Source organism: Serratia sp. PL17 (assembly GCF_017832355.1).
In the GTDB taxonomy this organism is placed as follows: Bacteria; Pseudomonadota; Gammaproteobacteria; order Enterobacterales; family Enterobacteriaceae; genus Serratia.
Genome location: NZ_JAFIBY010000005.1, coordinates 117,539 through 141,672, shown reverse-complemented (window position 1 = coordinate 141,672; position 24,134 = coordinate 117,539). Strand labels below are relative to the sequence as shown.

28 protein-coding genes are annotated in these 24,134 nt (G+C 53.5%); 6 read left to right on the top strand and 22 right to left on the bottom strand.

The window, feature by feature from the left end:
* Nucleotides 1–117: 117 nt before the first annotated feature.
* Nucleotides 118–972, top strand: a complete 855-nt coding sequence (gene rapZ / locus JOE25_RS16990; RefSeq protein WP_012147065.1) for an RNase adapter RapZ — start codon at nt 118–120, stop codon at nt 970–972.
* Nucleotides 969–1,241, top strand: a complete 273-nt coding sequence (gene npr / locus JOE25_RS16985; protein ID WP_020831874.1) for a PTS phosphocarrier protein NPr — start codon at nt 969–971, stop codon at nt 1,239–1,241. Before rapZ ends, npr begins: the two co-directional genes overlap by 4 nt.
* Nucleotides 1,242–1,296: 55 nt before the next feature.
* Here the strand turns inward: npr and JOE25_RS16980 are convergent, their stop codons facing one another.
* The 10 genes from JOE25_RS16980 to JOE25_RS16935 form a co-directional block, all read right to left on the bottom strand.
* The gene (locus JOE25_RS16980; protein WP_209637139.1) at nt 1,297–3,213 is read right to left on the bottom strand and encodes a PRD domain-containing protein; all 1,917 of its coding nucleotides are present in this window, start codon (nt 3,211–3,213) and stop codon (nt 1,297–1,299) included.
* Nucleotides 3,214–3,265: 52 nt separating this feature from the next.
* Nucleotides 3,266–4,480: a lactonase family protein gene (locus JOE25_RS16975; RefSeq protein WP_209637137.1), complete on the bottom strand. Its 1,215-nt coding sequence runs from the start codon at nt 4,478–4,480 to the stop codon at nt 3,266–3,268.
* A 148-nt stretch (nt 4,481–4,628) separates the two neighbouring features.
* On the bottom strand, nt 4,629–5,369 hold the full coding sequence (locus tag JOE25_RS16970; protein WP_209637135.1) for a KDGP aldolase family protein: 741 nt from the start codon (nt 5,367–5,369) through the stop codon (nt 4,629–4,631).
* Nucleotides 5,366–6,484, bottom strand: a complete 1,119-nt coding sequence (locus JOE25_RS16965) for a DgaE family pyridoxal phosphate-dependent ammonia lyase (RefSeq protein ID WP_209637132.1) — start codon at nt 6,482–6,484, stop codon at nt 5,366–5,368. The genes JOE25_RS16970 and JOE25_RS16965 overlap by 4 nt, the downstream gene beginning before the upstream one ends.
* Complete coding sequence (locus JOE25_RS16960; protein WP_209637129.1) at nt 6,468–7,607, bottom strand: amidohydrolase/deacetylase family metallohydrolase; 1,140 nt, start codon at nt 7,605–7,607, stop codon at nt 6,468–6,470. Before JOE25_RS16960 ends, JOE25_RS16965 begins: the two co-directional genes overlap by 17 nt.
* A 62-nt stretch (nt 7,608–7,669) precedes the next feature.
* On the bottom strand, nt 7,670–8,320 hold the full coding sequence (locus JOE25_RS16955) for a DUF4310 family protein (protein ID WP_037416299.1): 651 nt from the start codon (nt 8,318–8,320) through the stop codon (nt 7,670–7,672).
* Between the two features lie 11 nt (nt 8,321–8,331).
* Nucleotides 8,332–9,108 (bottom strand): DUF4311 domain-containing protein, encoded by a 777-nt coding sequence (locus tag JOE25_RS16950; RefSeq protein WP_012147073.1) that lies wholly within the window; start codon nt 9,106–9,108, stop codon nt 8,332–8,334.
* A 30-nt stretch (nt 9,109–9,138) separates the two neighbouring features.
* Entirely contained in the window at nt 9,139–9,435 is a 297-nt protein-coding gene (locus JOE25_RS16945; RefSeq protein WP_209637127.1) for a DUF4312 family protein, read from the bottom strand.
* Nucleotides 9,435–9,800 (bottom strand): SFCGS family glycine-rich protein, encoded by a 366-nt coding sequence (locus tag JOE25_RS16940; protein ID WP_209637125.1) that lies wholly within the window; start codon nt 9,798–9,800, stop codon nt 9,435–9,437. The genes JOE25_RS16945 and JOE25_RS16940 overlap by 1 nt, the downstream gene beginning before the upstream one ends.
* Nucleotides 9,801–9,835: 35 nt before the next feature.
* Nucleotides 9,836–10,183, bottom strand: a complete 348-nt coding sequence (locus tag JOE25_RS16935) for a glycine dehydrogenase (protein ID WP_314590645.1) — start codon at nt 10,181–10,183, stop codon at nt 9,836–9,838.
* A gap of 425 nt (nt 10,184–10,608) precedes the next feature.
* Here JOE25_RS16935 and rnk point away from each other — a divergent pair, with 425 nt between their 5' ends.
* Nucleotides 10,609–11,019 (top strand): nucleoside diphosphate kinase regulator, encoded by a 411-nt coding sequence (gene rnk, locus JOE25_RS16930; RefSeq protein WP_209637123.1) that lies wholly within the window; start codon nt 10,609–10,611, stop codon nt 11,017–11,019.
* A 39-nt stretch (nt 11,020–11,058) separates the two neighbouring features.
* On the opposite strand, the gene JOE25_RS16925 is transcribed toward rnk, so the two are convergent.
* From JOE25_RS16925 to JOE25_RS16915, 3 genes are read right to left on the bottom strand one after another with little or no spacing between them, the layout of a single operon-like run.
* Nucleotides 11,059–11,847 (bottom strand): sulfite exporter TauE/SafE family protein, encoded by a 789-nt coding sequence (locus tag JOE25_RS16925; protein WP_209637121.1) that lies wholly within the window; start codon nt 11,845–11,847, stop codon nt 11,059–11,061.
* The gene (locus tag JOE25_RS16920) at nt 11,840–12,721 is read right to left on the bottom strand and encodes a formyltransferase family protein (protein ID WP_209637119.1); all 882 of its coding nucleotides are present in this window, start codon (nt 12,719–12,721) and stop codon (nt 11,840–11,842) included. The genes JOE25_RS16925 and JOE25_RS16920 overlap by 8 nt, the downstream gene beginning before the upstream one ends.
* Complete coding sequence (locus JOE25_RS16915; RefSeq protein ID WP_209637117.1) at nt 12,718–14,172, bottom strand: FAD/NAD(P)-binding protein; 1,455 nt, start codon at nt 14,170–14,172, stop codon at nt 12,718–12,720. Before JOE25_RS16915 ends, JOE25_RS16920 begins: the two co-directional genes overlap by 4 nt.
* A 282-nt stretch (nt 14,173–14,454) precedes the next feature.
* Between JOE25_RS16915 and JOE25_RS16910 the strand changes: the two genes are divergently transcribed.
* On the top strand, nt 14,455–15,240 hold the full coding sequence (locus JOE25_RS16910; RefSeq protein WP_209637115.1) for a helix-turn-helix transcriptional regulator: 786 nt from the start codon (nt 14,455–14,457) through the stop codon (nt 15,238–15,240).
* Here JOE25_RS16910 and cybC read toward each other — a convergent pair.
* Both cybC and pmbA read right to left on the bottom strand, forming a co-directional pair.
* A complete protein-coding gene (gene cybC, locus JOE25_RS16905; RefSeq protein ID WP_209637113.1) occupies nt 15,237–15,623 on the bottom strand; it encodes a cytochrome b562 in 387 nt (128 codons plus the stop codon). The genes JOE25_RS16910 and cybC overlap by 4 nt on opposite strands.
* A 277-nt stretch (nt 15,624–15,900) precedes the next feature.
* The gene (gene pmbA, locus JOE25_RS16900) at nt 15,901–17,241 is read right to left on the bottom strand and encodes a metalloprotease PmbA (RefSeq protein ID WP_209637111.1); all 1,341 of its coding nucleotides are present in this window, start codon (nt 17,239–17,241) and stop codon (nt 15,901–15,903) included.
* Between the two features lie 177 nt (nt 17,242–17,418).
* Between pmbA and yjgA the strand changes: the two genes are divergently transcribed.
* On the top strand, nt 17,419–17,967 hold the full coding sequence (gene yjgA, locus JOE25_RS16895; protein WP_209637109.1) for a ribosome biogenesis factor YjgA: 549 nt from the start codon (nt 17,419–17,421) through the stop codon (nt 17,965–17,967).
* A gap of 30 nt (nt 17,968–17,997) precedes the next feature.
* Here yjgA and JOE25_RS16890 read toward each other — a convergent pair whose 3' ends face one another.
* The 5 genes from JOE25_RS16890 to aaeX all read right to left on the bottom strand — a co-directional run bounded on the left by JOE25_RS16890 (nt 17,998) and on the right by aaeX (nt 22,110).
* Complete coding sequence (locus JOE25_RS16890; RefSeq protein ID WP_209637107.1) at nt 17,998–18,297, bottom strand: barstar family protein; 300 nt, start codon at nt 18,295–18,297, stop codon at nt 17,998–18,000.
* A gap of 5 nt (nt 18,298–18,302) precedes the next feature.
* Complete coding sequence (locus JOE25_RS16885; protein ID WP_209637105.1) at nt 18,303–18,752, bottom strand: ribonuclease; 450 nt, start codon at nt 18,750–18,752, stop codon at nt 18,303–18,305.
* A 244-nt stretch (nt 18,753–18,996) separates the two neighbouring features.
* Complete coding sequence (gene aaeB, locus JOE25_RS16880; protein ID WP_209637103.1) at nt 18,997–20,964, bottom strand: p-hydroxybenzoic acid efflux pump subunit AaeB; 1,968 nt, start codon at nt 20,962–20,964, stop codon at nt 18,997–18,999.
* Entirely contained in the window at nt 20,964–21,899 is a 936-nt protein-coding gene (aaeA, locus tag JOE25_RS16875) for a p-hydroxybenzoic acid efflux pump subunit AaeA (RefSeq protein WP_209637101.1), read from the bottom strand. The genes aaeB and aaeA overlap by 1 nt, the downstream gene beginning before the upstream one ends.
* Before the next feature lie 7 nt (nt 21,900–21,906).
* The gene (gene aaeX / locus JOE25_RS16870) at nt 21,907–22,110 is read right to left on the bottom strand and encodes a p-hydroxybenzoic acid efflux pump operon protein AaeX (protein WP_004936952.1); all 204 of its coding nucleotides are present in this window, start codon (nt 22,108–22,110) and stop codon (nt 21,907–21,909) included.
* A gap of 433 nt (nt 22,111–22,543) precedes the next feature.
* Between aaeX and aaeR the strand changes: the two genes are divergently transcribed.
* Nucleotides 22,544–23,455: an HTH-type transcriptional activator AaeR gene (gene aaeR / locus JOE25_RS16865; RefSeq protein WP_037416253.1), complete on the top strand. Its 912-nt coding sequence runs from the start codon at nt 22,544–22,546 to the stop codon at nt 23,453–23,455.
* Here aaeR and JOE25_RS16860 read toward each other — a convergent pair.
* Nucleotides 23,418–23,795: a hypothetical protein gene (locus tag JOE25_RS16860; protein WP_209637098.1), complete on the bottom strand. Its 378-nt coding sequence runs from the start codon at nt 23,793–23,795 to the stop codon at nt 23,418–23,420. The genes aaeR and JOE25_RS16860 overlap by 38 nt on opposite strands.
* The gene (locus tag JOE25_RS16855) at nt 23,792–24,073 is read right to left on the bottom strand and encodes a zinc ribbon domain-containing protein (RefSeq protein WP_245209979.1); all 282 of its coding nucleotides are present in this window, start codon (nt 24,071–24,073) and stop codon (nt 23,792–23,794) included. Before JOE25_RS16855 ends, JOE25_RS16860 begins: the two co-directional genes overlap by 4 nt.
* Between the last annotated feature and the right edge of the window lie 61 nt (nt 24,074–24,134).

Sequence of the window (24,134 nt, the reverse complement as noted above, 5' to 3'; positions counted from 1 at the left end):
TGACTTCCAGCCCGGATAACGATACTGTTTAGCCATGATGGATTCCGGTTCAGGCCGGAATAATAAAGTTTCTAAAGGTGGCGATAGACGCCACTGAGATGCCAGGGGAGTTTCCACATGGTGCTGATGATTGTCAGCGGCCGTTCCGGTTCAGGGAAATCCGTCGCCTTGCGGGCGTTGGAAGACATGGGTTTTTACTGCGTTGATAACCTGCCCGTGGTACTGCTACCGCAGCTTGCCAATACGTTGGCGGAACGCAACAGCTCCGCAGCGGTAAGCATCGACGTACGTAACATGCCGGAATCGCCGGAAGTGTTTGAATATGCGATGACTCAGCTGCCTGACAGCTTCTCGCCGCAGTTGCTGTTCCTCGACGCCGATCGCAATACGCTGATTCGCCGCTACAGTGATACACGCCGTCTGCATCCGCTCTCTAGCAAGAACCTGTCACTGGAAAGCGCTATCGATGAAGAGAGTGATCTGCTCGAACCCCTGCGTTCCAGAGCCGACCTGATCATCGACACGTCAGAAATGTCAGTGCATGAGCTGGCCGAAATGCTGCGTACCCGCCTGTTGGGCAAACGCGAGCGTGAGCTAACCATGGTGTTTGAATCCTTCGGCTTTAAACACGGTATCCCGATCGATGCCGATTACGTGTTCGACGTACGCTTCCTGCCGAACCCACACTGGGATCCAAAACTGCGCCCAATGACCGGTTTGGATAAACCCGTTGCCTCATTCCTCGATCGCCACACTGAAGTGCACAACTTCATCTACCAGACGCGCAGTTATCTGGAACAGTGGCTGCCGATGCTGGAAACCAACAACCGCAGCTACCTGACAGTGGCCATTGGCTGTACCGGCGGTAAACACCGTTCAGTGTACGTGGCGGAACAATTGGCCGACTACTTCCGTTCGCGCGGCAAGAACGTGCAATCACGCCATCGTACGTTGGAAAAACGCAAACAATGACGGTCAAGCAAACGGTTGAAATCAAAAACAAACTTGGTATGCATGCACGCCCAGCGATGAAGCTGTTCGAGCTGGTGCAGAGTTTTGACGCCGAAGTGATGCTGCGTAACGACAGCGGCACAGAAGCCGAGGCCAGCAGCGTGATTGCGCTGCTGATGCTGGACTCCGCACAGGGGCGCCATATCGAAGTGGAAGCCACAGGTCCGGATGAAGTAAAAGCGTTGGCCGCCGTGATTGAGTTGATTAATTCCGGTTTTGACGAAGATTAAAGAGTAAGGTGCGCTGCATGATGCGCACCGATTTTACAACACCTCATTCCTGCAGCTAGATCCGGCTCAAACAGTCCAGCGCCACCGCCTTAAAGCTATCAAAATTGTCACTGCCCAGCAGGCGACTCATCGATCGTTCACGCACGAAGGTGACGAACAGATCATAGATCGCCATCGCTTCTTCGTAATCGCTTTTACTGATTGCCAGCAGGAAGATCACGTGAGCGATCTCACCTTCGCCCCAGACGATGCCCTGTGGTGCCAGCAGCGTCACCACCACGGTTTTTTTCGCCAGTAACCCGAGTGAGTGTGGCAGTGCGATACCCTCACCCAACATCGTGGAAACAATGGCTTCGCGCTCAACTACCGACGGATAAAAATCATCGCCAACATAGCCTTCACGTTCAAGCTGACTACAGACTTGCTGGAACAATTGCGCCTGGGTCAGCGGTTCGTTGACCACCATAAAGTGGTCGGCATCGAAGAACTTCTCCAGCATGTAGGGTTTGGTGCGATCCACCAGAACCAGCTTGCCAAGCTGCTCTAGCTGATATTCAGTCGGGAACGGTGACATCACAACCACAGGCTTGTTCTTTTCGCTGACCCGCGCGTTGGAAATAACAAAATCTTCGTCAATATGGTTGAGCACCTCGTAATCACGTAGCGAAACGATCTTCGTCATGACCAGTTGTGGGTACTTACGCGCAATCTGTGCCTGGATCATCCGCACCGTCGAGTTGCCGGTATCACAGACCAACATCACCTGCGGGTGCCGCTCATAGCCGATGTTGTAATGCCGTTCCAGCCCAACACCAATGTGCAGTACCAGATACCCAATTTCGTTCTCACTCAGGGTATAAGGCGTGTATTTCCCCCAGCTAGACACTGCCGCCAGCGTCACATCATAGGCCATCGGGTAATGCTGCTTGATATTCGCCAACAGTGGATTGGGGATATTAATCTGGTACTTCACCCGAGTGATCATGGTTTTGATATGGGTGAGCAGATCGGCTCGCAGCTGTTTATCACCCTGCAGATTGTAGTTATAGTGCGCGTTGATGTAGGACAGAATGTAATCCACCAGCGCTTCTTCATCGTCTGCGTTGATCTCGGTCGGCTGCACCTCTTGCACCCGCCGCGCAGCAATATTCACCCGCAGGTAAGCCTCTTCCGCCATCGACACGTCTTTCCCGCTGGCTTTGCGCAGCTCCCCTGCCAACCAGGTAGAGACCTTGCGTACCGCGTCATCGCCATCCTCAACGTCAAAGTCCGGTAACGGATAGCCGTCGGTAATGCGCCGCAACGCCACCGCACAGTAGAAGATAAGGTACTGCTCGCCCTCATCGGTCAAACGAATGGCGTATTGCGACAACAGCGGATGCAGCAGCCCGGCGAAAGTAGACACCTGTGGTTGCAGCAGGATCTCATTGTTGAGTAGCGGGTTCTCCGCGTCGGCCAGATGCAGTTGGAATAAAAGATCGGTCAGACAAGCACGGATCGCCATCTCAGAGCCAAACAGCTTCATACCGTAACGCGGTTTGGTTTCGATGGTTAACTGGTAGTGCGCCAAGCGCTCTCTCACCTCAGCCATGTCGTTTTGCAGCGTACCGCGGCTGACAAACCATTCATCGGCTAAATCTTCAAGCTTTAGAGAAAAAGCTGAGGTCAAAAAACGAATCAGCAGATAGTGCACGCGTTCCTGTGCACTACGCGGCGTCGCGTGCTTTTTGCGTTCTTGATGCTGCAAGGCGCTGAACAGCGCAGCGTCATCAACCTGTAAGTGGTAGCCCGCACCACGGCTATGTACAAAGTGGGCCCCGTATTTTTCCAGAATATCGTTCAGTGCGGTGATATCAGCACGTACGGTTCGGGTAGACACGGCGAAACGCTTCGCCAGCTCATCCTGTGGCAAAGTCTCAGACTGTAAAGCATCAAACAGATAGGCTAAACGCGGGTAGGGAAATCGCACCATTCTCTTTCCGTCAATGTAAGGTGCCCGCCTGGGGAGTCAGACGGGCAGCGGGTTACTTCGCGAGCGGCAAAAACACCATTTGCGATGGGCTGCCTACCGGCGTGTAGCCTTCAGCAAAGCTGAGTTTGCCACTGGCCTTATCCACGCTGAATCGGGTGACATTATCGCTGCGCTGGTTCATCGCATACAGATAGTGCCCGTCCGGGCTCAGCGTCAGTGACCGTGGGTAATCACCGCGCGTCCAGATCTCAGCCACCGAGTGCAGCTCGCCATCAGGCCCAACGCTGAATTGCCCAATGCTGTTGTGCAGCCGGTTAGCAACATAAAGATGTTTACCGTCCTCGCTCAGGACCAGGCCTGCGGCAAAGTTGGTGCCCTTATAATCAGCGGGCAGCGAAGACACAACATGCTGCTGTTTCAGAGTACCTTTTTGGTTATCAAAACGGTAGCTGGTCAGCGTCGAGGCTTCTTCGTTCACCAACAGCAACGTTTTGCCGTTCGGGTGAAACACAAAGTGACGTGGACCTGCGCCGGCAGAAGATGCCGTGATCCACGGCGGATCGTTTGGCGTCAGTTGACCGCTGGCATCATCAAAGCGCCATTGATAGATACGATCCAGCCCCAGATCGGTTGAAAACACATATTTACCGCCAGGATCGCTGGCGATCATATGCGCATGCGGACCATTGTGATCGCTGATGGCGAAGCTACCTTCCACCGCCGCTTCTGGCTTGCCGGCGCCTGCCGGCCCTTGCTGTTGCTGCACTGAGCTGGCGTTGCCGAGCTTGCCATCACTCTGAATCGGGAATACCGCCACGGTACCACTGACGTAGTTCGCCACCAGCAGATGGCGACCGTTTGGCGTAGGAGAAAGGTAAACGGGCCCTGCCCCCTGTGAGTCAACCTGATTGAGCTGAGTCAGGCTACCGTCAGTTGGGTTGATACGGTAAGCAATAATGCCGCCATGCTTAGTGCCGTTAAAGTCTACCACTTCGCTGGCAACATACAGCGTCTGCCCTTTGGCATCCACGGCGAGCTGTGCCGGGTTCGCCTGGCTGCTGACCAATGTCCTGGCGCTCAGCGCGCCGCTGGCCGGATCAACCTGCACCCGATAAACACCTTCACCATTGGGATTGTAAGTACCGATATAAGCAAAATGAGATGACGTGGATTTCATTGCATCCTCAGCGTGCAGCACCGGGCTGGCCATCGCCAGTAGCGCCAAGGTTAACGCGGTGCGTAGGGGTGGAGACTGCCAGTTTCGCATAGTTATCCTTATGAGAGATAGCGGCGCGGTGTGACCGCGCCTGTGGATACAGAACCTGTCGCCTCCCTGCCTTACGTCATCCGATATGCCCTGCTTACGTGAAGCTGCAGCGTTGTTGGCTGCCGCTCCACGTAATTTGGGTACGTGATTAACCCACCAGTTTTTTGGTCATCGCCAGCAAGGTTTTAACGTCCTGCGGGCGCGTGTTGCCGGTGGCCGCATCAATGATTGAGCTGTAGATATGCGGTATCACACGTTTCACGCCGGCAGCCAGTGCGATCTCGACGATCGGCTCGAAGTTTTCCAGATCGATACCGCCAGTCGGCTCCAGCATAAAGTCATGTTCAGCACAGGCCTGGGCCACATACTGATATTCTTCTTTGCATGCCAGCCCGCCCATCGGGAAATACTTGATCGAACTGCCACCCATGTCTTTTAACAGGGCAATCGCGGTTTCCACCGGTACAATACCGTCCGGCGCAGACGCACTCAGTGGACCGGTGGAGATCTTCACCCAGCCGACGCGGCCGGTCGGTGACACCAGACCGTTCACCACGCTGTCGTGTTGCCCCAACAATGCGCGGCTGGCACCGACACCGGTAAACACCTGGTTTACGTGCTGCGGCTGCACCCGTTGAGAGATCAAACTCACCATCGTCGATTGTTTCGGATCGCCCGCGCCCAGCCCCACCGACAGCGCATTCTCGATCAATCGCGCATAACGCTGCATGTCAGCAACCGCGCTATCGACGTCCGGATAATTCTTGGACAGAACGCCCACCAGTACATGCCCTTCCGCCGCCGCATAAATGTCCTGCGCATTGTCTTTCGAGCCGGCCAATACGTTTAGGCACACACGGTCACGATAGTAGTTAGGTTGCAGCTTCATGCTTGTTTCTCCGTAAACAGATTTTTAATACAGGTGAAGACGGTCATCAGTTGTTGCTGGTCAACGCTGCGCACATCCACTTCAATCTTGCCTTCGTTTGCCTTATAGCCACGGAAGTAGATAGCGATATCGCCAGTTTTCAGCGCCTGTACGATGTCGTAGGTCGAACGCCCGAGCACAGCTTCATCAAAGGTGATTTCCGCCCGTGCGATATCGCGACCGGCGCTGTCCCAAACGGTTTTGGCACTGATACCGCTCAGGGTGTTCAGGCTGTCGATAAACGGCGTCATTCTTTCGACCATTTGCTGACCGGTAGTTTTCTCCAGCGTCAGGTAGCTTTCTATCGCCTGAGTCAGACCGAGAATGCCCTCTTTGCCGACCTTCATCGCTCGGCCGATGCCGCCGGATTGCAGCTTCACCCATTCAACGTACTGTTTCTTACCGATCACCAGACCGCTGGTTGGGCCTTCGATGGCTTTGGCGCCGCTGTAAATCACCAGATCGGCTCCCATTTGGGAGTAACACAGCAGATCTTCTTCCGCTGCGGCATCAACGATAAGCGGCAGGTTATGTTTGCGTGCCACCACAACCGCCTGCTCAACGGAAAGAATGCTTTTCTGCACACAGTGATGTGATTTGATGTAGAGAATGGCCGCGGTTTGCGGCGTGATGCAGGCTTCAAGCTGCTCAGCAGAGCATTCATTGGCGTAGCCCGCCTCCACGACTTTACCGCCGCCCAGCGCCACCATGGTGTCGACGGGCGCACCAAAGTTAACGTTATGGCCGCGCGGCAGCACGACCTCACGTGGGACGGTAATAGGTGCTGAGTGCAGGTTCACCAGCAGGTTGGCATTGTCTTTGACGATCAGCGCCGCCACCGACTGGGCGATGCCCGCGGAAGCGCAGGAAACGATCACCGCGGCGTCAACATTCAGCAGGTTGGCGATGTAAGCACCGGTCTTGTCGACCAGATCCTTGATTTCGAAATAGTGATTCAGGCCATAGTCAACGGCGTCAACGACATCCTGGCGCGGCGTGGACACACCGAGCATAGTCATGCGGCCGGAAGTATTAATTACCTGTTTTAAATTATATTTTTCATAGATTGAAGACATGAGCGGCTTTCCCTTCATCGGTTAATAGGATTTCCCCGGCCACCACCGCGGCCAGCGGAACCAGCAATTGTTGGCCCGTGGCCGATTGCCCGTCTGAATCGGCAAACACCTGTGGCTCTTGGCGGAGTTCAAACAGGGTGAAATCAGCGTCATAGCCCGGCTCCAGCCGCCCTTTGTGGGCCAGATGCAGCGCCGAGGCGGCATTTTCCGTAACGCAGGCGATCACCTGCGGTAGGGACAGCCCGACGCTGAAGAATTTGGACATCACCATCGCCAGGCTATGTACCGGGCCAGCCATACGGTTGCGGCAGTAGATATCGGAGCTGATGGTGTGCGGCAAAATGCCAAGCGCAATCGCCTGCCTCGCCACATCAAAGCTAAAGCTGGCCGTACCGTGGCCGACGTCGAGCAACACGCCACGTTTCAACGCGCGCTGAATGGACTCACGCAACGTACCTGCAGGCGTCAGAATACGGTTCGGCTTGCCGTTGTAGCAGTGGGTGATAATGTCTCCACGCGTCAACAAATCGGCTATTTCATCCAGATCCGGCGGGTTATTACCGATATGTACCATCAACGGTAATTGGTTATTTTCCTGTTGGATCTCTTTGGCAAGCACCAATGGCCGCGTGCCATTTTGACCGACGACGCTGCTGCTCATGCGCGCCTTTATGCCGATGATAAAACCCGGGTGCTTACCGATCGCCTGGCTGACTTTTTGCTTATCGATGTCGGCCAAATCGGCCAGTTCGTTTTGCCGTAACAAGCCGATGCGTGAAATATTCAGAAAGGCGAAAACATTGGTTTTAGCATTGCGCGTCAGCGCATAGAACGCCTCGACATCATCGGTACCGGTACTACCGGCATCAATCACTGTCGTGACGCCGCAGGCTGTGCCAACCAGATCCGGTTCGTCATGGTAGATCGGAGAAGAAGGGTAACAATGGACATGAGAGTCGATCCAGCCGGCGCTCAAGCGACAGTTGCCCGCCAGATCCAGTTGCTGATGGCCACGGACGTCGTCGGCTAACTGTCCAACCTCGGCAATCTTGCCGCCCTGAACTGCTATATCGACCAGCTGGTCATCCGCCAGTCTGGCACGTCTGATGACTAAGTCATACATACTGTATTACTCCTTTTCAAGCAGGGGAGCGGTGTGCCGCTCCCCGACAATCACACGGGTGATCAAGCGATGGCGACCGGGAAAATCGCCCCTAACAACATCGCGCCGAGGATCGCCCCGCCGGTGATTGGCTTGTTCCAGATATAGAACAACAGTGCGCCTAGCAGTGAACCTATGCCAATAGGAATGGAGGCCGTCATTGCAGACAGGATGATCAATGGCCCCAGGAAACGCCCAGAGGAGTTACCGGCCCCCATCATCACATCTGCCCCGTAGGTGGAGTTGCTCTGGTTGATGGTAAATTTACGCGCCAGGATGATCAGGTAGCCAATTGCCAAACCAATCACCAAACCGGTTATCAGCGACGCAGCAAAGTTGGCAACCGGGAAGATGATCCCCGCCCCAAGTAACAGCGCCGGAACCCCCAACCCGACACCGGTCTGGATCGCACCACCGATGTCCAGGATCCCCACCAGCGAGCCTTCGATGATGCGCGCAAACAGGAAGCTGGCACCGAATGCCGCTACAGCACCATAAACACCGGTATCCATGCCGGCACGCAGCATGGAAACGAAGGCGACTTCGTTAAATGCGCCTATGCCATACAGGTAGTACATGTGCGTCCCGGCGAACACGCCGGAAGAGAGCAGGCCAACAAAAATCGGGAATGACCAGTCGGCATACCAGAAGCCTTTTTGGGTTTGTTCTTCCATTTTCCAGCTCCTTATTTACCGCTCAGGGTATTGTGAATGGCGTCAAGCCAGCCCGGTACACCAAGGCTGAAGGACTCGAGGACTTTCATGTCGAAGCCGCGGAAGAAGCCGCTAAGCACGAACAACAGCACAATTACCGCCATCATGATCTTGGTGATTTTGTTCCAGCCGCTTTCTTCGACGCCTTTACCGATCAGGATACCCAGCACCAGACCCGGTACGGCGTTACCCATGATCAACTGCGCCAGACCACCAAAGATGGTGCCCCAGAAACCTGAGCGACGCCCAGCGTCGATCGCCGCCAGCCAGAAGATCACCGGCATCACGGTATTCACCAACAGGTTAGCGGCCGGCACCAACACTTTAATCGCCGTGACCTGCAGTGCAGCAGGCACTGCAGAGGCCGTGGTATTGAGGAATGCCACCACCAGCATGCCGATAATGCCGCAGGCGATAGCCATTTTTTTCGGATCGTGCAGCGTTTGCGCCAGATTACGGTTCTTGACCATCAGCGCAGCAGCCCCCCAGTGCGGGATAATGCGGTGGTCAACGTCCTGCGTGAAGGCCCCCGCCGCCACAGAAGACGCCCAGGCGTTGAAGAAGAAGCCCAGACCGAATGAGAAATGGGAAGCTGGGTCACCCTCACACGAGTTCAGCTCGCCCAGAGTACGGAAAGCGCCCATGCCCTGTGTTGTTGGTGCATGGAACATTCGTGCGGCGCCGGCCCCTACGCCAACCCCCACCAGTCCGCCGATAATAAGCGACTTAAATAAGATGATTAAAAACATCAGTATACCCTTTGATTTATGCTAACGTTTTTATTTCGTGACGAAGACAACTTTTTCTGTATTGATTATTGTCACGTTCACGGTTATTTCCAGAGTAACGGAATAATGCTTTCTTTCGCGCGGTAGAAAGAAGAATAGAAACTTTTCTTTTGTTATTTTCTCTTCCGCTTTTAATACGCTGACATCCTGCGGTTCAATACGCAGCAGAATATTACTGGTGGATTTTAATACCGCGCCCTGCACATTGGCCAAGGCGGAAGCAAAAGCTTTCGCTTTGCTGTCGCCTTTACCCTCTACCTTCACCGACGTTGTATATTGCTCTTTCATTACGGATTGCCGTGTTTTTTAACGTAGGCCTCAACCAGTTTTTGCCCCAGCTCTTCTTTATCCATAAAACCAAAACCTAGCACCGTGCACCCTTCATTGATTGCCGTCACGCCTTCATCAATGGAACGCATACCGTATTTGGCTTTGTAACCGTATTTCGTTTGCGCGGTAATCGCGCCGGCACCGCCACTGCCACAGAAAGAAATCCCCAGCTGTGCGCCTTCTGCTTTCATCACGTCGCCCAGCTTCATGTCTGCCGCTACGCCTGGGATAACAATGGCTTTTCCGCCTGCGTTTTCAATGCCCTGACCTACTTTCTGACCTTTGCCTAAACGATCGCCGATCACTACTGTAATTTGACCCATGGTATTTTCTCCTGATTAATGTAATTCGCTAATAGCTATTGGTTATTATCTTTTGCCACTTCAAAATGCACGGAAAGCAAATAAGCTTCTTCGATCGGCAGAGTGGTAAACTGATCGACCACTCTTTCAGCCATTTGCATTGACTCCGCTGAGATCTCATCAAACAGTGATTTATCAACTTCCGGTAGTGGCTCGCCGGTTATTGAACGCAACACCATAGCGCGAATATGCGACTCCAACATCTGTTGCTGTACCGCATTGGTATAAATACCGTCCTCATTCAGCATGGCGGTAATATCCGACAACACCTGTTCAGTTATCGCCCCGGCCATGCTGACATCAGGCTGTTCATTATTTTCTCTCGCAGCAGATCCATCATTCACTTTTCAGTACCCCTAGATCCCAACATGATTCTGTCAATCTCACAGCGCATCACTTGAATAACCCGCCTTCTCTGATGCCTTTACCCTAACCCCGGGACGATTTTCTGTGTAGCGTGTTTTTTTCCAGTTGGAAGTGGAAATTCAGTGAGCATCAGGGATCCATTTCGCAAAATAAGGATTTATTAGATAATTCAATTAAATTACAAAAAGATAACGCCACAAGCTGTTTCCAGTTAGCCCAGCGGCGGTGAAAAGCTTCGTGATCGGGATCTCTTTCTTTTCCCCGCTTAACCGCCTACTATCGGTAAGACAATTCGACATCAACAACACCCCCGCTCCTCTGGCGCGGGGGTGTTGCTTTTGTGTTGTTTTTCCGAATTTATGGGCGCGTGACCCGACGCCTTTTGATTTGACTGGAGAGTGGAATGACCAAGCCAACCATTACTATTAATGAGCTGGATGCGGAACGCCTGGATGCGCTATTGGAACAACCGGCCTTTGCCAACACCGACGTCGCCGCCGCGCTGAACGTCGAACTGGATCGCGCCGAAATCCTGCCGCCGTCCCAGATCCCGGCCAACGTGGTGACCATGAACAGCCGCGTGCGTTTCCGCGATCTGCATACTGCAGAAGAACATGTGCGTACTCTGGTTTACCCGGCGTCGCTGAAAGATAGCCACGAGCAGCTTTCGGTGATGGCGCCCTTGGGCGCAGCACTGTTGGGTATGCATATCGGCAACCAGATTACCTGGCAGTTACCGAATGGCGAAGAAGCACGAATCGAAGTGCTGGAACTGTTGTACCAGCCAGAAGCGGCAGGTGAATACCACCGCTAAGCGGTTATCAGGGCGGTGACGATACCGCCCTTTCTGCGTTTATAGGCTGATGGCGATCAACACCACGATCAACAACAGCACGTAAATTCTGGCATGCAGCCTGTCATTAACCTTCGGCAACCATTTTTTGGCGAACACAATTCCCATAATACCTGCCGCGACAAGCAACCCCAGAATGGTCAAATTGACATAGCCCAAATATTGGGGCCCAGCCATTTCCTTCCAGCCCAAACCGATATACATCAGTGCGCCAATGATGGCGACCGGGATCGACAGTGGATTGGCCGCGCTGACGCAATGTTTCATCTCGTAGCCATGCCGGCGTAATAAAGGCACCGTTAGCACGCTCCCCCCCACACCGAGCATAGTGGCAATCACCCCGATGAGTGGACCACCGACAAACAGCGTCACCTTAGACAAGGTTGCTCGGGGCGGTTTGACCAAAAACCCCTGCCTGAACAAACAGTCCGCAATCGTTACCAGCATATAAATCACAAACAGGAGCCTGACCACGCCGTCTTCCAACAGGCTTGAGGCGAAGGCCCCCAATGCAGCACCAATAGCGATAAAGTAAATCAGCGGAACAATGGTTTCACGCAGCAGATTACCACTGCGCCAGTTGGTGAAGGTGGCGTAACCCGCGTTCAGGATCATCACCGCCGTTGAGGTTGCCACGGCAACATGCATCGCCTGACCCGACTGTTCGCCCGAAGAGGCAACCAGGTGATACACAAAAGGCACCACGACGAATCCGCCACCGAAGCCGAATAAAATGGTGGTAATGCCGGTAATAAAACCGGCACCAAGAATGATCAACATCTCAATCATGGCTATGCGCCCGAATGAAATCGTCGAAACCAGCAGCGAACTGGCCAGCCAGCTCATGGAACTCATCGCCCACAAACAGCGACAGGTAATGGTGGCAAATGGCATCATGGTCGATCAGTTCAATCCCAAGCGCCTCCGCCTGCGCCAGAGCTGGCGCGTCAGGAAATCCCCAGTAACGGTAGTCGCCCTGTAGCTCAACGGCCACCGCTTCCCGCTCGCCCGCCTGCATCAACTGATGCGCCAAAAATGCCCCAGAACGGCACCCCAGCAGCAACATGTTTTCCAAAAATGAAAGGTCATAGCGCAGCTCAGCCGGCTGTCGGGCGATCACCGGACCGGCATCCCATTGCTCGTCCATTTCATGCAGCGTCAATGCACAATTTTTCTCGCCGTTGACCATCGCGCGGAACAGTGTCATGACACCGCGATAATGTGGCAAATCCCCTGGATGCAGATTCCACAGCAATTTACCGCGCTGGCTGAAGGCCCGCACATAATCTGCAGAGAATTTCTGATAACAACGTAACGAAATGACCGCATCCATATTGCCCAAACTGCTGATGAAGGTTGCATCATTAATGTCGGCAATACGGTGGGCCCTGACTGCTGCTCCGGCCAGGAAAATCTGCGGAGCCTGATAAGCACCCTGACAAATATCTGCATGTCGAGTGACGAACGGAAAGACAAAGTCATTCAATACCTGACGTTCATAGAGACCCAACTGCCGCACTGCCGGTTCTTGCGAACGGCCTGAGGCTTTCACCAGTGGAAAATAAACCGTAAAGGCACATTCCTTGTTTAAGGCGCTAATAACATCCTGGCATGCCAACCAAGAAAAAATATCGTTGCCAACAAATAGCGCTACGTTTTTCATACTGTCGCCTTCTTTGTATTAAATATGCTGTTATTAAAAACTATTTTGCTGATATCTCGCGTAATGGACTCCATTGCCGAGGTATAAAAAAGATCCCCTTTGGCTGGGGCGCCAAGAGAGTACAGGTTTTGTTCATTGCCCTGTTCATCCGGGACTTTTAACGTGATGGGATTACACTTCACACCACCAAATCTATTTTCCTGCACCAGTCCACCTTGAAGAAGCGTGTCATTTAACCGGTTTGGCTTCATTTGATATGAAGGGGCAGTACAATTGAGTAAATATTGAGTATGTACCGTTGCATTGTGGCAGAAAACTTTGAACCCGTGATTATCCTTGTCGATATTTACCACACCGCCAAAGACCCGTAAGCGTTGACACTCTAATCCAGTAATAATTTTATAGGCATTCTTTAAGGGCATAGCGTGCCGATTACGCATCCAGGAAGAATTATAAAAACGCATAAATACTTGTCGGTTATTTTCATCCATTTTAACCCAGGCTTCACACACTGCCGGGTGGATCGCGGCCAGGTAGCTGCAGATATGCTCACGCGCAAAACGTGCCCGATCCAGGCTTTCGGCCAGGTCACGATAACAATCTCTGCCAGCCCCCATAGAGGACAATACCGTCAACCGTTCCGGCCCAGGGTAGTATTGTTCCAGCGCCGCATTAATCATGTGAACTAACTGATGCGCATCGATAGAGTTATTGTTGGCGACAAAACGGATCAATTGCTGCCTGAATCCTGGCGGCGGTGCACGCATCAGCGCGGGTTGAACACTGGGAAACAATCCGGATCGCGACAAAGCCGAGATATCGCTAGCCCCAACGCGCTCAATCAGTTCAATAATGGCATCGATCGCCGTTAGGCTGCAGCCAATCACGCCGATGGCTGAAACAGGGTTGATAGCGGGAAGATCTCGATTCGCCTGATAAGAAATCACGCCATCAATGGGATACAGGCTTTCCGCTTCATTATGCCCTGAGCACAGCACCAGCGCATTCATCTGCTCCGCAACACCATCCGCCGTGGTCAGCAAATATCCCGCAGGATGCGTGCCTATTTCCTCAACTTCTGCGGTAATGAAATTCAGGGTTACGTTACTGTCGGCAGCCATAAAGACCGACATGTCACGGATAAAATCGAGATACTCTTTATAAAGCCAACGCGGCGGGTAACGGTCTTTACTGTAGCGAGGGAAATGCATCGTGATCCAATCTGAAAAATGCGCACGATCAAAAATATCTGCCGACATGTTCTCCGGCGTCATATTTAAAATATGGCTATCGAAATCGCTGCTGTAAGCCATGCCACCGTTAAAACCTTGCTTGTCAAAAACCTTCAGAGAAAGATGTTTACTGCAATTATTAACTGACTTATTCTTAATAAAGTTGTAAACAAAGGAAATGCCAGCCGCCCCACCACCAATCACACCGATCTTACACATGAAATATCACCTTATAGTCACAGCATTAAAAGAAGAACTATTGCTTCAGGTGTGGAATAAAAAAGATAACTTATTCCTTATTAACTTCTTGTATTGTGCAGACGAGAGACCTCGCCCTGCCCCGGCGTTTAAAATAAGAGGGTTCAATCAACAATAAAAATATCTCACTGCCAAGGCAGCGTTATTTCTCTTCCTTGATAGTAAAGTGATGGCGATTGGCTTGCTTTATATGAAGGGCCAACTATCATTGCATTTCGGTCAAAATACTCAACGATGGGGCTTATGCGCAACGTACGTATAGATGACCTCGATCACGTGTCCAGGTCCGTGATCGCCATTGGCACCGATTATCCGTCAGGCCATCTGCTGCCCATGCACTGTCACCGTCGCGCCCAACTCCTGTATGGCGCGACCGGTGTGATGCACGTGTTTACCCGTCAGGGGAATTGGATTGTGCCGCCGCAGCGCGCGGTATGGTTGCCACCGCAGATGCCGCATGAGGTCAGAATGGTCGGTGTCACTACGCGGAGCCTATACATTGAGCCGACGGCTCTACTGCCCAATCAACCACAGGTTTGCCAAGTGGTTAGCGTGACGCCACTGATGCGCCAACTGTTGATGGCAGCCGTCGATATGCCTCTGGAATACGATCCACAAGGCCGGGATGGCGCGCTGGTCAGCCTGTTATTGCATGAACTTGCTCATCTGCAGGCCTTACCGTTGCATATCCCGCTGCCCACGGACTCACGCTTGGGTGAACTGTGCCAACGTTTCCTGCAACAACCTGACGCCCATGACTCACCGCAGGAATGGGCCGCACGCCTGTACATGAGTATCCGCAGCTTCAGCCGTCTGTTTCGCGCTCAGACCGGCATGTCATTTTCGCAGTGGCGCCAGCGAGCCTGCGTGGTGTTGGCATTGGCCAGGCTGACCGAAGGCAGCAGCGTGACACAGGTCGCTCTGGACTTGGGTTATGAAAGCAGCGCGGCATTTGCAACGATGTTTCGACGCGTACTGGGACATGCGCCGTCCTGCTATCTGGCGTCAGAACGGCGCGAAAAGGCTTAGCGGAATTTCTTGTGATTGGCGTCGCGGGTTTGCTTGAAGCCCTGAGCGACTTGCTTGGCTTCAGCCAATTTGCCTTGATTAGCCAGCGCCAGCGATTGATCGATCTGGCCGATCAACGTGTCCAGGCCATGATGGAAATCTTTTATTTCCGGGCTATTGGCTGCTTTATCTTCCAGTTTAGGTGGTTTACTTTGCTTCGCATCCACTGCAGCAGCACGCATATTCTGCAAGCTTTGCTTCATGGTGTCCGGGGAGTCGGTGCTCAGCACCGTTTTGTAATTGCCTGCGATGGTATCCATATCGTCGGCCAGATCGGCTGCGACGGCCAGTGAACTGGCACCCAGCAGCGTCAATGCCATAAGCGCTTTCAGTTTGTTCGACATGCTTGCTCACCTTCCAGTTGTACCCAAAAATAATTGGAGTTGCATCAAGGCGGCAAGAACGTGAATCCTCAGAAACTTACTCAAGTAAGTGACTGGGGTGAGCGCTCGCAGCCAACACAGATGCGGCTTCAAGTATGGCGGGTATATTGTTTTATTTGACCCAGCCTAACCATAGGCAAGGGAGTCGAAAACTGAAACAGAAGATTTGTAAGCAAGGTTAAAAGGGGGAAAGGGGAGTGATACGGCTGGCAACCGGAGCGGCCAGCCGTGGCAGAGATTACTGACCGGCGATTTTCATGTCCGGCAACAACACGGAACCGCACTGGATGTTGCTGCGGGTTTCGATATCGCTGCCCACGCTGACGATGTTACGCAGCATATCCTTCAGGTTGCCCGCAATGGTGACCTCGCTGACCGGATATTGGATCTCGCCGTTTTCCACCCAGAACCCCGCAGCACCGCGCGAATAGTCGCCGGTAATACCGCTGACACCCTGGCCCATCAGTTCGGTCACCACCAGACCGGTCCCCAACTGCTTCAACATGCCGGCAAAGTCATCGCCCTGCCCCTTGATTCGCCAGTTGTGGATACCGCCCGCATGGCCGGTGCTGTGCATACCAAGCTTACGCGCCGAATAGCTGGTCATCAGCCAGGTTTGCAGCACGCCATCTTTGACAATGTCGCGGCGTTGGGTACGGACCCCCTCGCTGTCGAACGGCGTAGAAGCCAGCCCTTTCAGCAGATGTGGGTGCTCTTCGATGGTCAGCCAGTCCGGCAGGATTTGCTTACCCAGAGAATCCAACAGATACGTGGATTTACGGTAAACGCTGCTCCCACTGATGGCGCCGACCAAATGCCCGAACAACCCTGTTGCCACTTCAGAAGCAAACAAAACCGGGGCGGTCATGGTCGACAGCTTACGCGGTGCCAAGCGCGACAGCGTACGGCGGGCACATTCCTGACCGACCCATTCAGGGCTTTCCAGATCGCCCATCGCGCGGCCAATGGTGTAGGCGTAATCACGCTCCATGTCACCATTGTGTTCCGCAATCACGCAGCTCGACAGTGAATGCCGGCTGGAACAGTAACTTTGCAACATGCCGTGGCTGTTGCCGAAGACCTTGATACCGTAGTGGCTGTTAAAACTGCCCCCTTCGGTATTGGTAATACGTTTGTCTGCTGCCAGTGACGCCTGCTCTGCTCGCGCAGCCAGCTCGATACCGCGCTCGGCGTCCAGCTCTTCCGGGTGGAACAGGTCCAGATCCGGTGCGTCAAACGCCAGCAGGTCTTTTTCTGCCGGGCCAGCGTTAGGATCTACCGAGGTATAACGGGCAATATCCAGTGCCGCCTGCACGGTACGGGCAATCGCATCCGGGCTGAGATCGGTAGAAGACGCACTGCCTTTACGCTGCTGGTGATAAACGGTAATGCCCAACGCGCCATCGCTGTTGAACTCAACGTTCTCCACCTCTCCAAAGCGGGTGCTGACGCTGATACCGGTAGATTTGGTCACGGCAACTTCTGCCGCATCGGAGCCGGCGCGTGCCAGTTCCAAAGCCTGTGAAACGGCCTGTTCCAGCGCCTTGCGCTGTTCTGCAACTTGAGTGACTACTTTCATCAATCTGCCATACTTAATCAGAAAATCGTTGAGAAAAGTGCCGTGGCGGCGTGGTTGCGCGTGGAGTCACGCGCAAAAATCATGTGATTTATACTTTTGAGTCTAACAGGAACCGCGCGGAATTTCGCATAAAGCCGGCAACCTGTTAGGATTAGCCTCTTTTTAACGGAGCCTACTATGAACAAACAGCCTGAAGACTGGCTCGACGATGTCCCGGAGAACATTGACGAGGAAGATGACGAGATTATCTGGGTCAGTAAAAGTGAAATTAAACGTGATGCCGAAGCGCTGAAAGACCTGGGTGTAGAACTGGTCGAACTGGGTAAAAATGCGCTGGACCGCATCCCACTGGACGAAGATTTACGCACGGCGATTGAACTGGCGCAGAAGATCAAGAAAGAAGGCCGCCGCCGTCAGCTGCAACTGATTGGCAAGATGCTGCGTGCCCGCGATGTAGAGCCAATCCAGACCGCGCTCGACAAGCTGAAGAACCGCCATAACCAGCAGGTTTCGCTGTTCCATAAGCTGGAAGTACTGCGCGACCGCCTGGTAGAAGAAGGCGATGATGCGATCCCACCTATCCTGGCGCTGTATCCAGAGGCCGATCGCCAACAGTTGCGTTCACTGGTGCGTAACGCGCAGAAAGAGAAAGCCGCTAACAAGCCGCCGAAAGCTTACCGTCAAATATTCCAGTACCTGCGCGATTTGGCCGAGACAGCCGAATGATCGCCGCCGTCACCACGGGATGAACCCAGTTCATCCCCGGTGATGTGCAGGTTCACCGCTGCTTTCACGAATATTGAAACGCAAACTGCCTTCCAGTTCTTCTTCCGCTTCTTCAAACAGCAGGATAATCGCGCCAAAACGACGTTTGCTGCGGGCATTGAGATGGGTAAATTCAATCTCGACCGGCAAGCTGATGTCTGCGGTTACCACGTCCCAGAGCGCATCCAGATTGGCGCCAAACGCCTCATCCAGCGCAAACTTATCTGCAAAGTCGCGGTAGAACGCCGGTAAATCGTTAATCTGATTAAAATCGAACTCTACTTTTGCCATCAAGCTCACTCCACCCGAATGAAGTTTTTATAATGGTCACGCGTGACAAAAATCAGGCCGTCGCTGGAATACAGTAAGCGATCGGCACCGCGCCGGCCGCATTGATAATTGATATCCGCTTCGCGCCATACCCGGCTGCGGGCGGTAGGCAGTTGCCCTTCACGGTTTGAGAAACGGTCGCCACCAATGGCTTTACCCGGCAACACCGAACACAAATTCCCGTTGCGTGCATCCCACCCCTGTTCCCGCGCCTGCTTCTTGGTGATGTAATAGTCCGGTAACCGCTGATGCTGCTGCAGATAACTCACTACCCTTTTCTGCTGCGTTAGCTGGTCAATACTCTGACCTTCGGCCACCGCCGGCACGTTGGCAATCACCCGATCGGTGCCGCGCAGTGCATTAAAACCGGCCAACACAACGGCGATGACTATCGCCACGAGGATCCGCTTATTCATTGCTGTCCCTGAATTATGGCAGACAGGGGTGCATCAGCACCCATGCTAGTTGGATTTATAGATGAAAAGGATGAAGCAGAGATGACTGGCATATAACGTTTTCGCTTCAGGGGAAACCGCGCCGAACCACTTGCATCACCCATCCATGCTAATCATGCCATTTTGCAGCGCGTCTGGCACTCAGTGCAACTCCGAAACAGGCTCTTCTTTGGCAAGTATAGCCCCCGCAGGGGCATTTGGCGTGTCAGTCGATCAACGCATGGCGATAGCGATGCAGCATGTCAGCCAGACGTTTTACTGGCCCAGTGACGCTAAGTGGTGCCTGATAATCCACCAGCTTTTGCTGATAGTCATTCATTTCGCCCAATAACCGATCGTAATAGTACGCACGCTTCACATCGTTTTTAGCCGAAACGACATGGTCGGCGGTATTGCGGATCTGCTTATGGAATGCTGAAAGCTCCTCGCTGGCTGGGATCTCCGCTCGCTGCATACGCTGGTGAGCGATGATCAGGTTGAGCGCCAGACGGTACTTCGCGATATCGTTCGGGAACATCATCAGCAGTTGATTGAGTTGTTGGTACAGTGCCGGCAGATGGTTTTGTCGACGACGCGACGCCTTGGTGGTCAACGCCGATACCGCGCTGCTGACAAACTGGTTCAGTAACGTACGTCCCGTACGTTCACGTGAGTTATCACGAATCAGTAACAGCACCATCAGCCCCACGCAGCTGCCGAGGAACTGACCGAGCGCCCCGTCGAGGAACTGCGTCACGTTGAACTCCATCGGATTGCTCAGCACCAGTATGTTGATGGTCCCGGCTAACAGGCCGAGCGATCCCAACCGCCGTTTCTGCACTTCGATACCGATGAAGAAGGCCAACAGGCCCAGGCTGAGACACAGCAGTAAAATACTTTGCTGGGTCGCGGGCAGGATCACCATAAAGAACAGTGAACCAACCGGGATCGCCGCCAGCATACCCAGCACAAAGTCCATCGCCACCATACGCGGCGCGGGAGTACGCATTGCCAATGAAGTGATCACCGCGATGATCACCATAAAACCACTGCCGGACGTCCAGCCAGTCCATAACCACAATAAGCTACCAAACGCCGTTGCCACAAAGGTGCGCAGGCCGTTAATCATCGCATGGTGTCTTTCCGCCGAGGTGGGTTTGACCACAACCTCACTGCTTAACACCCCTTCCTCCACCACACTAATGCTGCTGTTGGTGTGTACACCTTTGGCCAGCAGCAGATAGCGGGTGGCTGCGCCAACCCAACTGGTGATGGTCACTAAAGTCTCGTCGGTACGGTTGGTCGTCAGCACCTGCCGTAGCAACTTCATGCGTTTATGGATTTCCTGCGGCGTTTCCGCCGGTACCATCAATAACTCGCGGATGTTCTCTTTCAGCGCATCCGGGTGGTTCAGCAGGATTAAATAGGTCTCACACGCCTGGGTGATCAGCGTCAGCGACAAGGTATGCAGCGCCAGAACGCGGCGGTTCACTTTCTGCCAGCGTGATGACTCCATCATCAAATTGCTGCGCATACCGTTCAGCGCCGTGGTGCTTTTCACCAGGTTGCTCCAGGCGCGGTCAATGTCTTCTTTCTCGCCGTTGCTAATACACATCTGCATCAATCGGTACTGATCCACCAACAGTTGATCCACCGCGCGATCGATGTCCTGCTTGATTGAACGCGGTGAAAACAGCAGATCCGCCAGCACAGCACTGACGATCCCCAGCACGATCTCGCTACAGCGCTCAATGGCAAACTGCGGCGCTTCTAACAGATGGGATTCACTGCTGGCGACGGTCACAATGATGATCAACGCCGTGTAGCCCGCCAAACCCCAGGCATAGGAGTTTTCGACTTTAATCAGCGAGGACAGCCAGGTACAGAAACCAGCCCAGATACAGCACAGCAATAGCATCACCACCGGCGCACGCGCTGTCGTGACGATAATCACCAGGCCAACAAAGCAACCGATGAAAGTACCGATAATGCGCAACCAACCGCGATGACGAATCGCGCCGGAGAAGGGTTCGCCGCCCGCCGCAAAGGCCGGGCCGGCAGCCACGATGGCGGCCGTCATCGCCGACCAGCGTGGGGTTTCCAGGTTGAGATGGAAACCGACAAACAGCGCAAACACAATCGCAAAGCTGAGCTTGAAGGCAAATCTCAGCCGGATAAAGGTTGGGTTATTCATTAACCGAACTCACGCAGCCGATGCATCAAACGCACAAAAGGCGAGCCGCTATCGACAGCGCGATCGTTCTTACCGGTGATCACCACCGTGGCGGTGGTCCCAGCCGGATAAGGATGTAACTGGTCTTTGTCGTCCAACAGAATTTTCACCGGTACGCGCTGCGCCAGACGCACCCATTCAAGGTTGCTGTCGATCGACGCCAAGCCTTTGCTGTTCATAGTGCTGCTGCTGTTGTTGACGGCAGCGGCCACGCTATCGACAGTACCATGCATAATCCGGTTACTGCCCAACGGAGTGATTTCTGCACGGTCGCCTTTATTCAGGCCATTGAGCTTGGTTTCTTCCAGATAGGCCAGAATGTAGAAACTGTTTTTCTTCACCAACGCCACAGCAACCGAGCCACGTGTAATGTATTCGCCTGCGTGTACGTTCAGGTTGGTGATCCAACCGTCAGCCGGTGCACGTACCGTGGTACGTTCCAGATCCAACTGCGCCAGTTCGCGTGTCGCGACGGCCTTGGCTAACTGATGCTCGACCGTCTGCAGTACGTTATTCGCCTGGTCTATCTCTTCTTGCGACATCGCCTGCACACCTAAACGTACACGGCGGCCAGCCTCACGTCTTTTTTCCGCTGCCAACGTCTGGTAATAGGCAACATCGGCGCTGGCTTGCGCCAATGCCTGCTGATAACGCGGCTGATCGATCACCAACAGCACCTGCCCTTTCTTCACCAGTTGGTTATCTACCAAAGGCACGTCGGTGAGCAGACCGCTGACATCTGGGGCTATCGCGACCACGTCAGCAGTAAACTTGGCGTCTCGCGTCCAGGGGGACTCGGTGTAGAACACCCACGCTTTGAAGATGGCGATTATCCCCAGCAGGACCAGGATCAGTGTGATCGCGATTCGGGCTATTTTTATTGAAAAATTTTTCACAGCGACCTCAAACGAAAAGACATGAAATCAGATAGAACAAACAGCAATACAGCGCGGTATTAAACAACGCTGGATGCCAGACAAAATCGTAAATCCCGGTGGGCTGCAGCAACCGGCGCAGCAAAAAAAACAGCGCTAGCGAAACCAGCAACTCAAAAAAGACCGGGGGAAACGACAGTCCGAAAATGACCATAACCGGAAGCAAACTCATCAATTTTTCCTTATTACTCACTGCACCGGGCATTAACCTTTATACCCGTCATCTTTCAAGTTGCAGCGTTGTTACCTGCACGCTATCACCCCAGTGACTTACTAAAGTAAGCACCTGAGGATGAGCAAGTTGGGCGCCTGGCTGCAACTTGAAAGCTATAGGGTATATTCCCATTCACATTCTCTTTACATTTTAGCGTGCGCGCACCACAAATTCCGGCCCAGACAGGTCAGGAACCTGAAAAAAGAGTAAACTCTGGAACGTACATCCGCGATAGGAATTGCGAGGATACCTGAGGGTTCGGCCCCAATGACGCTGCCGATCACACTCACGCGTTGGTAAGGTCTTTCCACCCGACTACGTTATATTAGCTTGCTTACTATCAACTCATCAACAATCTGTGATCTAAATCACTTTTAAGCCAGAGTGAATAATGGAAAGACTAAAACGGATGTCGGTATTCGCCAAAGTGGTTGAATGCGGGTCGTTTACGGCGGCTGCACGTCAGCTTGATATGAGCGTTTCATCTATCAGCCAGACCGTCTCCAAACTGGAAAATGAGCTACAGGTTAAGCTGCTTAATCGCAGCACGCGCAGTATTGGCCTGACGGAAGCCGGAAAAATTTACTATCAGGGGTGTCGTCGCATGTTGCTGGAAGTCAGCGAAGTGCACGAACAGCTGTACGCCTTTAACAATACGCCGACCGGCACGCTACGAATTGGCAGCTCATCCACCATGGCGCAAAACGTGTTGGCTACCATGACCGCCGATATGCTGAAAGAGTATCCCGGTCTGACCGTGAACCTGGTGACCGGCATTCCGGCACCGGATTTGATCGCTGATGGATTGGACGTGGTGATTCGCACGGGTGCGCTGCAGGACTCTAGCTTGTTTTCCAAACGACTGGGTTCAATGCCAATGGTGGTGTGTGCCGCCAAAAGCTATCTCAGCCAGTACGGTACACCACAAAAACCGAGCGACATGGTCAATTTTTCCTGGTTGGAATACAGCGTGCGTCCGGATAGTGAATTCGAACTGATCGCACCGGAAGGCATCAGTACACGTATTGCACCGCAGGGGCGTTTCGTCACCAATGATTCACAGACCATGATCCGCTGGTTAAAAGCCGGGGCAGGCATTGCCTATGCACCGCTGATGTGGGTGATCGAAGAGATCAAACGCGGCGAGATCGAGATCCTTTTCAAAAGTTATCATTCGGATCCTCGCCCGGTGTACGCCGTGTACACCGAGAAAGATAAGCTGCCGCTCAAAGTACAGGTGTGCATCAACTACCTGACCGACTACTTTAAGCGCGTGGGTGAGGTCTATCAGGGCTATCGTTGAGCAGAACACGACGAGCCCAGGCACCCAGTACCAGTAATACCAGCATGCCCAGACCCCAGATTAACCAGACGGCATATCCCGCCCAGGTGAGCAGGCGCGGGAAAGAACCTGCCAACCCGCTCGCCAGCTGCTGCAACAAGGGCAACCCGGTATCCAACAGCGTCTGCGGTACCAGGCTGAGCAAACCGGTAAGCGGTGGCGTTAACTGGGCCGCCCCGCTCTGCGCCAGCCCCGTCAGTGCAGGCAGCCAGCCCAAGATACCGGAAGCCCCCCACGCCAACAGCGTCCATAACGCCATGGCAACCAACAGCACTATGGCACTCCCTCCGCGTTTCGTCATGGCTGCCCTCCGCTAGCCGCCTTGCCACATTGCTGGCAAAAACGGCTGCCTGCCGGCAGAGGTGCGGAACACCCGCTGCATTGTGCTGTGGGCGTTTCAAAAGGCTGCCCGCAACGGTGGCAATAACGCGCACCGGGCTTGTTAGGCGCCTGACATTGCAGGCATTGCGGCCCCTGATCGCCATACTGATTATAACGGTTGCCATGATGCCCACGCCTATGGCCAGAACCTTGATGACCACCACCGAAACCGCCTTGCCCCAAGAGCCTTTTCAACATGCTCATCACGCTTCTCCTCTCTGCGTTACGCCAGGTTTCACCTTAAACCCTAGAGTAAACT

Bases quoted from the DNA above. Each gene is read 5' to 3' on its own strand.
- JOE25_RS16960 (WP_209637129.1), bottom strand. From the start codon at position 7,607: ATGTATGACTTAGTCATCAGACGTGCCAGACTGGCGGATGACCAGCTG.
- JOE25_RS16910 (WP_209637115.1), top strand. From the start codon at position 14,455: ATGCGCAACGTACGTATAGATGACCTCGATCACGTGTCCAGGTCCGTG.
- JOE25_RS16890 (WP_209637107.1), bottom strand. From the start codon at position 18,297: ATGGCAAAAGTAGAGTTCGATTTTAATCAGATTAACGATTTACCGGCG.
- JOE25_RS16975 (WP_209637137.1), bottom strand. From the start codon at position 4,480: ATGCGAAACTGGCAGTCTCCACCCCTACGCACCGCGTTAACCTTGGCG.
- JOE25_RS16945 (WP_209637127.1), bottom strand. From the start codon at position 9,435: ATGAAAGAGCAATATACAACGTCGGTGAAGGTAGAGGGTAAAGGCGAC.
- JOE25_RS16925 (WP_209637121.1), bottom strand. From the start codon at position 11,847: ATGATTGAGATGTTGATCATTCTTGGTGCCGGTTTTATTACCGGCATT.
- JOE25_RS16855 (WP_245209979.1), bottom strand. From the start codon at position 24,073: ATGTTGAAAAGGCTCTTGGGGCAAGGCGGTTTCGGTGGTGGTCATCAA.
- JOE25_RS16940 (WP_209637125.1), bottom strand. From the start codon at position 9,800: ATGGGTCAAATTACAGTAGTGATCGGCGATCGTTTAGGCAAAGGTCAG.
- JOE25_RS16955 (WP_037416299.1), bottom strand. From the start codon at position 8,320: ATGGAAGAACAAACCCAAAAAGGCTTCTGGTATGCCGACTGGTCATTC.
- JOE25_RS16980 (WP_209637139.1), bottom strand. From the start codon at position 3,213: ATGGTGCGATTTCCCTACCCGCGTTTAGCCTATCTGTTTGATGCTTTA.
- JOE25_RS16915 (WP_209637117.1), bottom strand. From the start codon at position 14,172: ATGTGTAAGATCGGTGTGATTGGTGGTGGGGCGGCTGGCATTTCCTTT.
- yjgA (WP_209637109.1), top strand. From the start codon at position 17,419: ATGAACAAACAGCCTGAAGACTGGCTCGACGATGTCCCGGAGAACATT.
- aaeX (WP_004936952.1), bottom strand. From the start codon at position 22,110: ATGAGTTTGCTTCCGGTTATGGTCATTTTCGGACTGTCGTTTCCCCCG.
- pmbA (WP_209637111.1), bottom strand. From the start codon at position 17,241: ATGAAAGTAGTCACTCAAGTTGCAGAACAGCGCAAGGCGCTGGAACAG.
- JOE25_RS16860 (WP_209637098.1), bottom strand. From the start codon at position 23,795: ATGACGAAACGCGGAGGGAGTGCCATAGTGCTGTTGGTTGCCATGGCG.
- JOE25_RS16965 (WP_209637132.1), bottom strand. From the start codon at position 6,484: ATGTCTTCAATCTATGAAAAATATAATTTAAAACAGGTAATTAATACT.
- rnk (WP_209637123.1), top strand. From the start codon at position 10,609: ATGACCAAGCCAACCATTACTATTAATGAGCTGGATGCGGAACGCCTG.
- rapZ (WP_012147065.1), top strand. From the start codon at position 118: ATGGTGCTGATGATTGTCAGCGGCCGTTCCGGTTCAGGGAAATCCGTC.
- JOE25_RS16920 (WP_209637119.1), bottom strand. From the start codon at position 12,721: ATGAAAAACGTAGCGCTATTTGTTGGCAACGATATTTTTTCTTGGTTG.
- aaeB (WP_209637103.1), bottom strand. From the start codon at position 20,964: ATGAATAACCCAACCTTTATCCGGCTGAGATTTGCCTTCAAGCTCAGC.
- JOE25_RS16970 (WP_209637135.1), bottom strand. From the start codon at position 5,369: ATGAAGCTGCAACCTAACTACTATCGTGACCGTGTGTGCCTAAACGTA.
- JOE25_RS16950 (WP_012147073.1), bottom strand. From the start codon at position 9,108: ATGTTTTTAATCATCTTATTTAAGTCGCTTATTATCGGCGGACTGGTG.
- aaeR (WP_037416253.1), top strand. From the start codon at position 22,544: ATGGAAAGACTAAAACGGATGTCGGTATTCGCCAAAGTGGTTGAATGC.
- JOE25_RS16885 (WP_209637105.1), bottom strand. From the start codon at position 18,752: ATGAATAAGCGGATCCTCGTGGCGATAGTCATCGCCGTTGTGTTGGCC.
- npr (WP_020831874.1), top strand. From the start codon at position 969: ATGACGGTCAAGCAAACGGTTGAAATCAAAAACAAACTTGGTATGCAT.
- cybC (WP_209637113.1), bottom strand. From the start codon at position 15,623: ATGTCGAACAAACTGAAAGCGCTTATGGCATTGACGCTGCTGGGTGCC.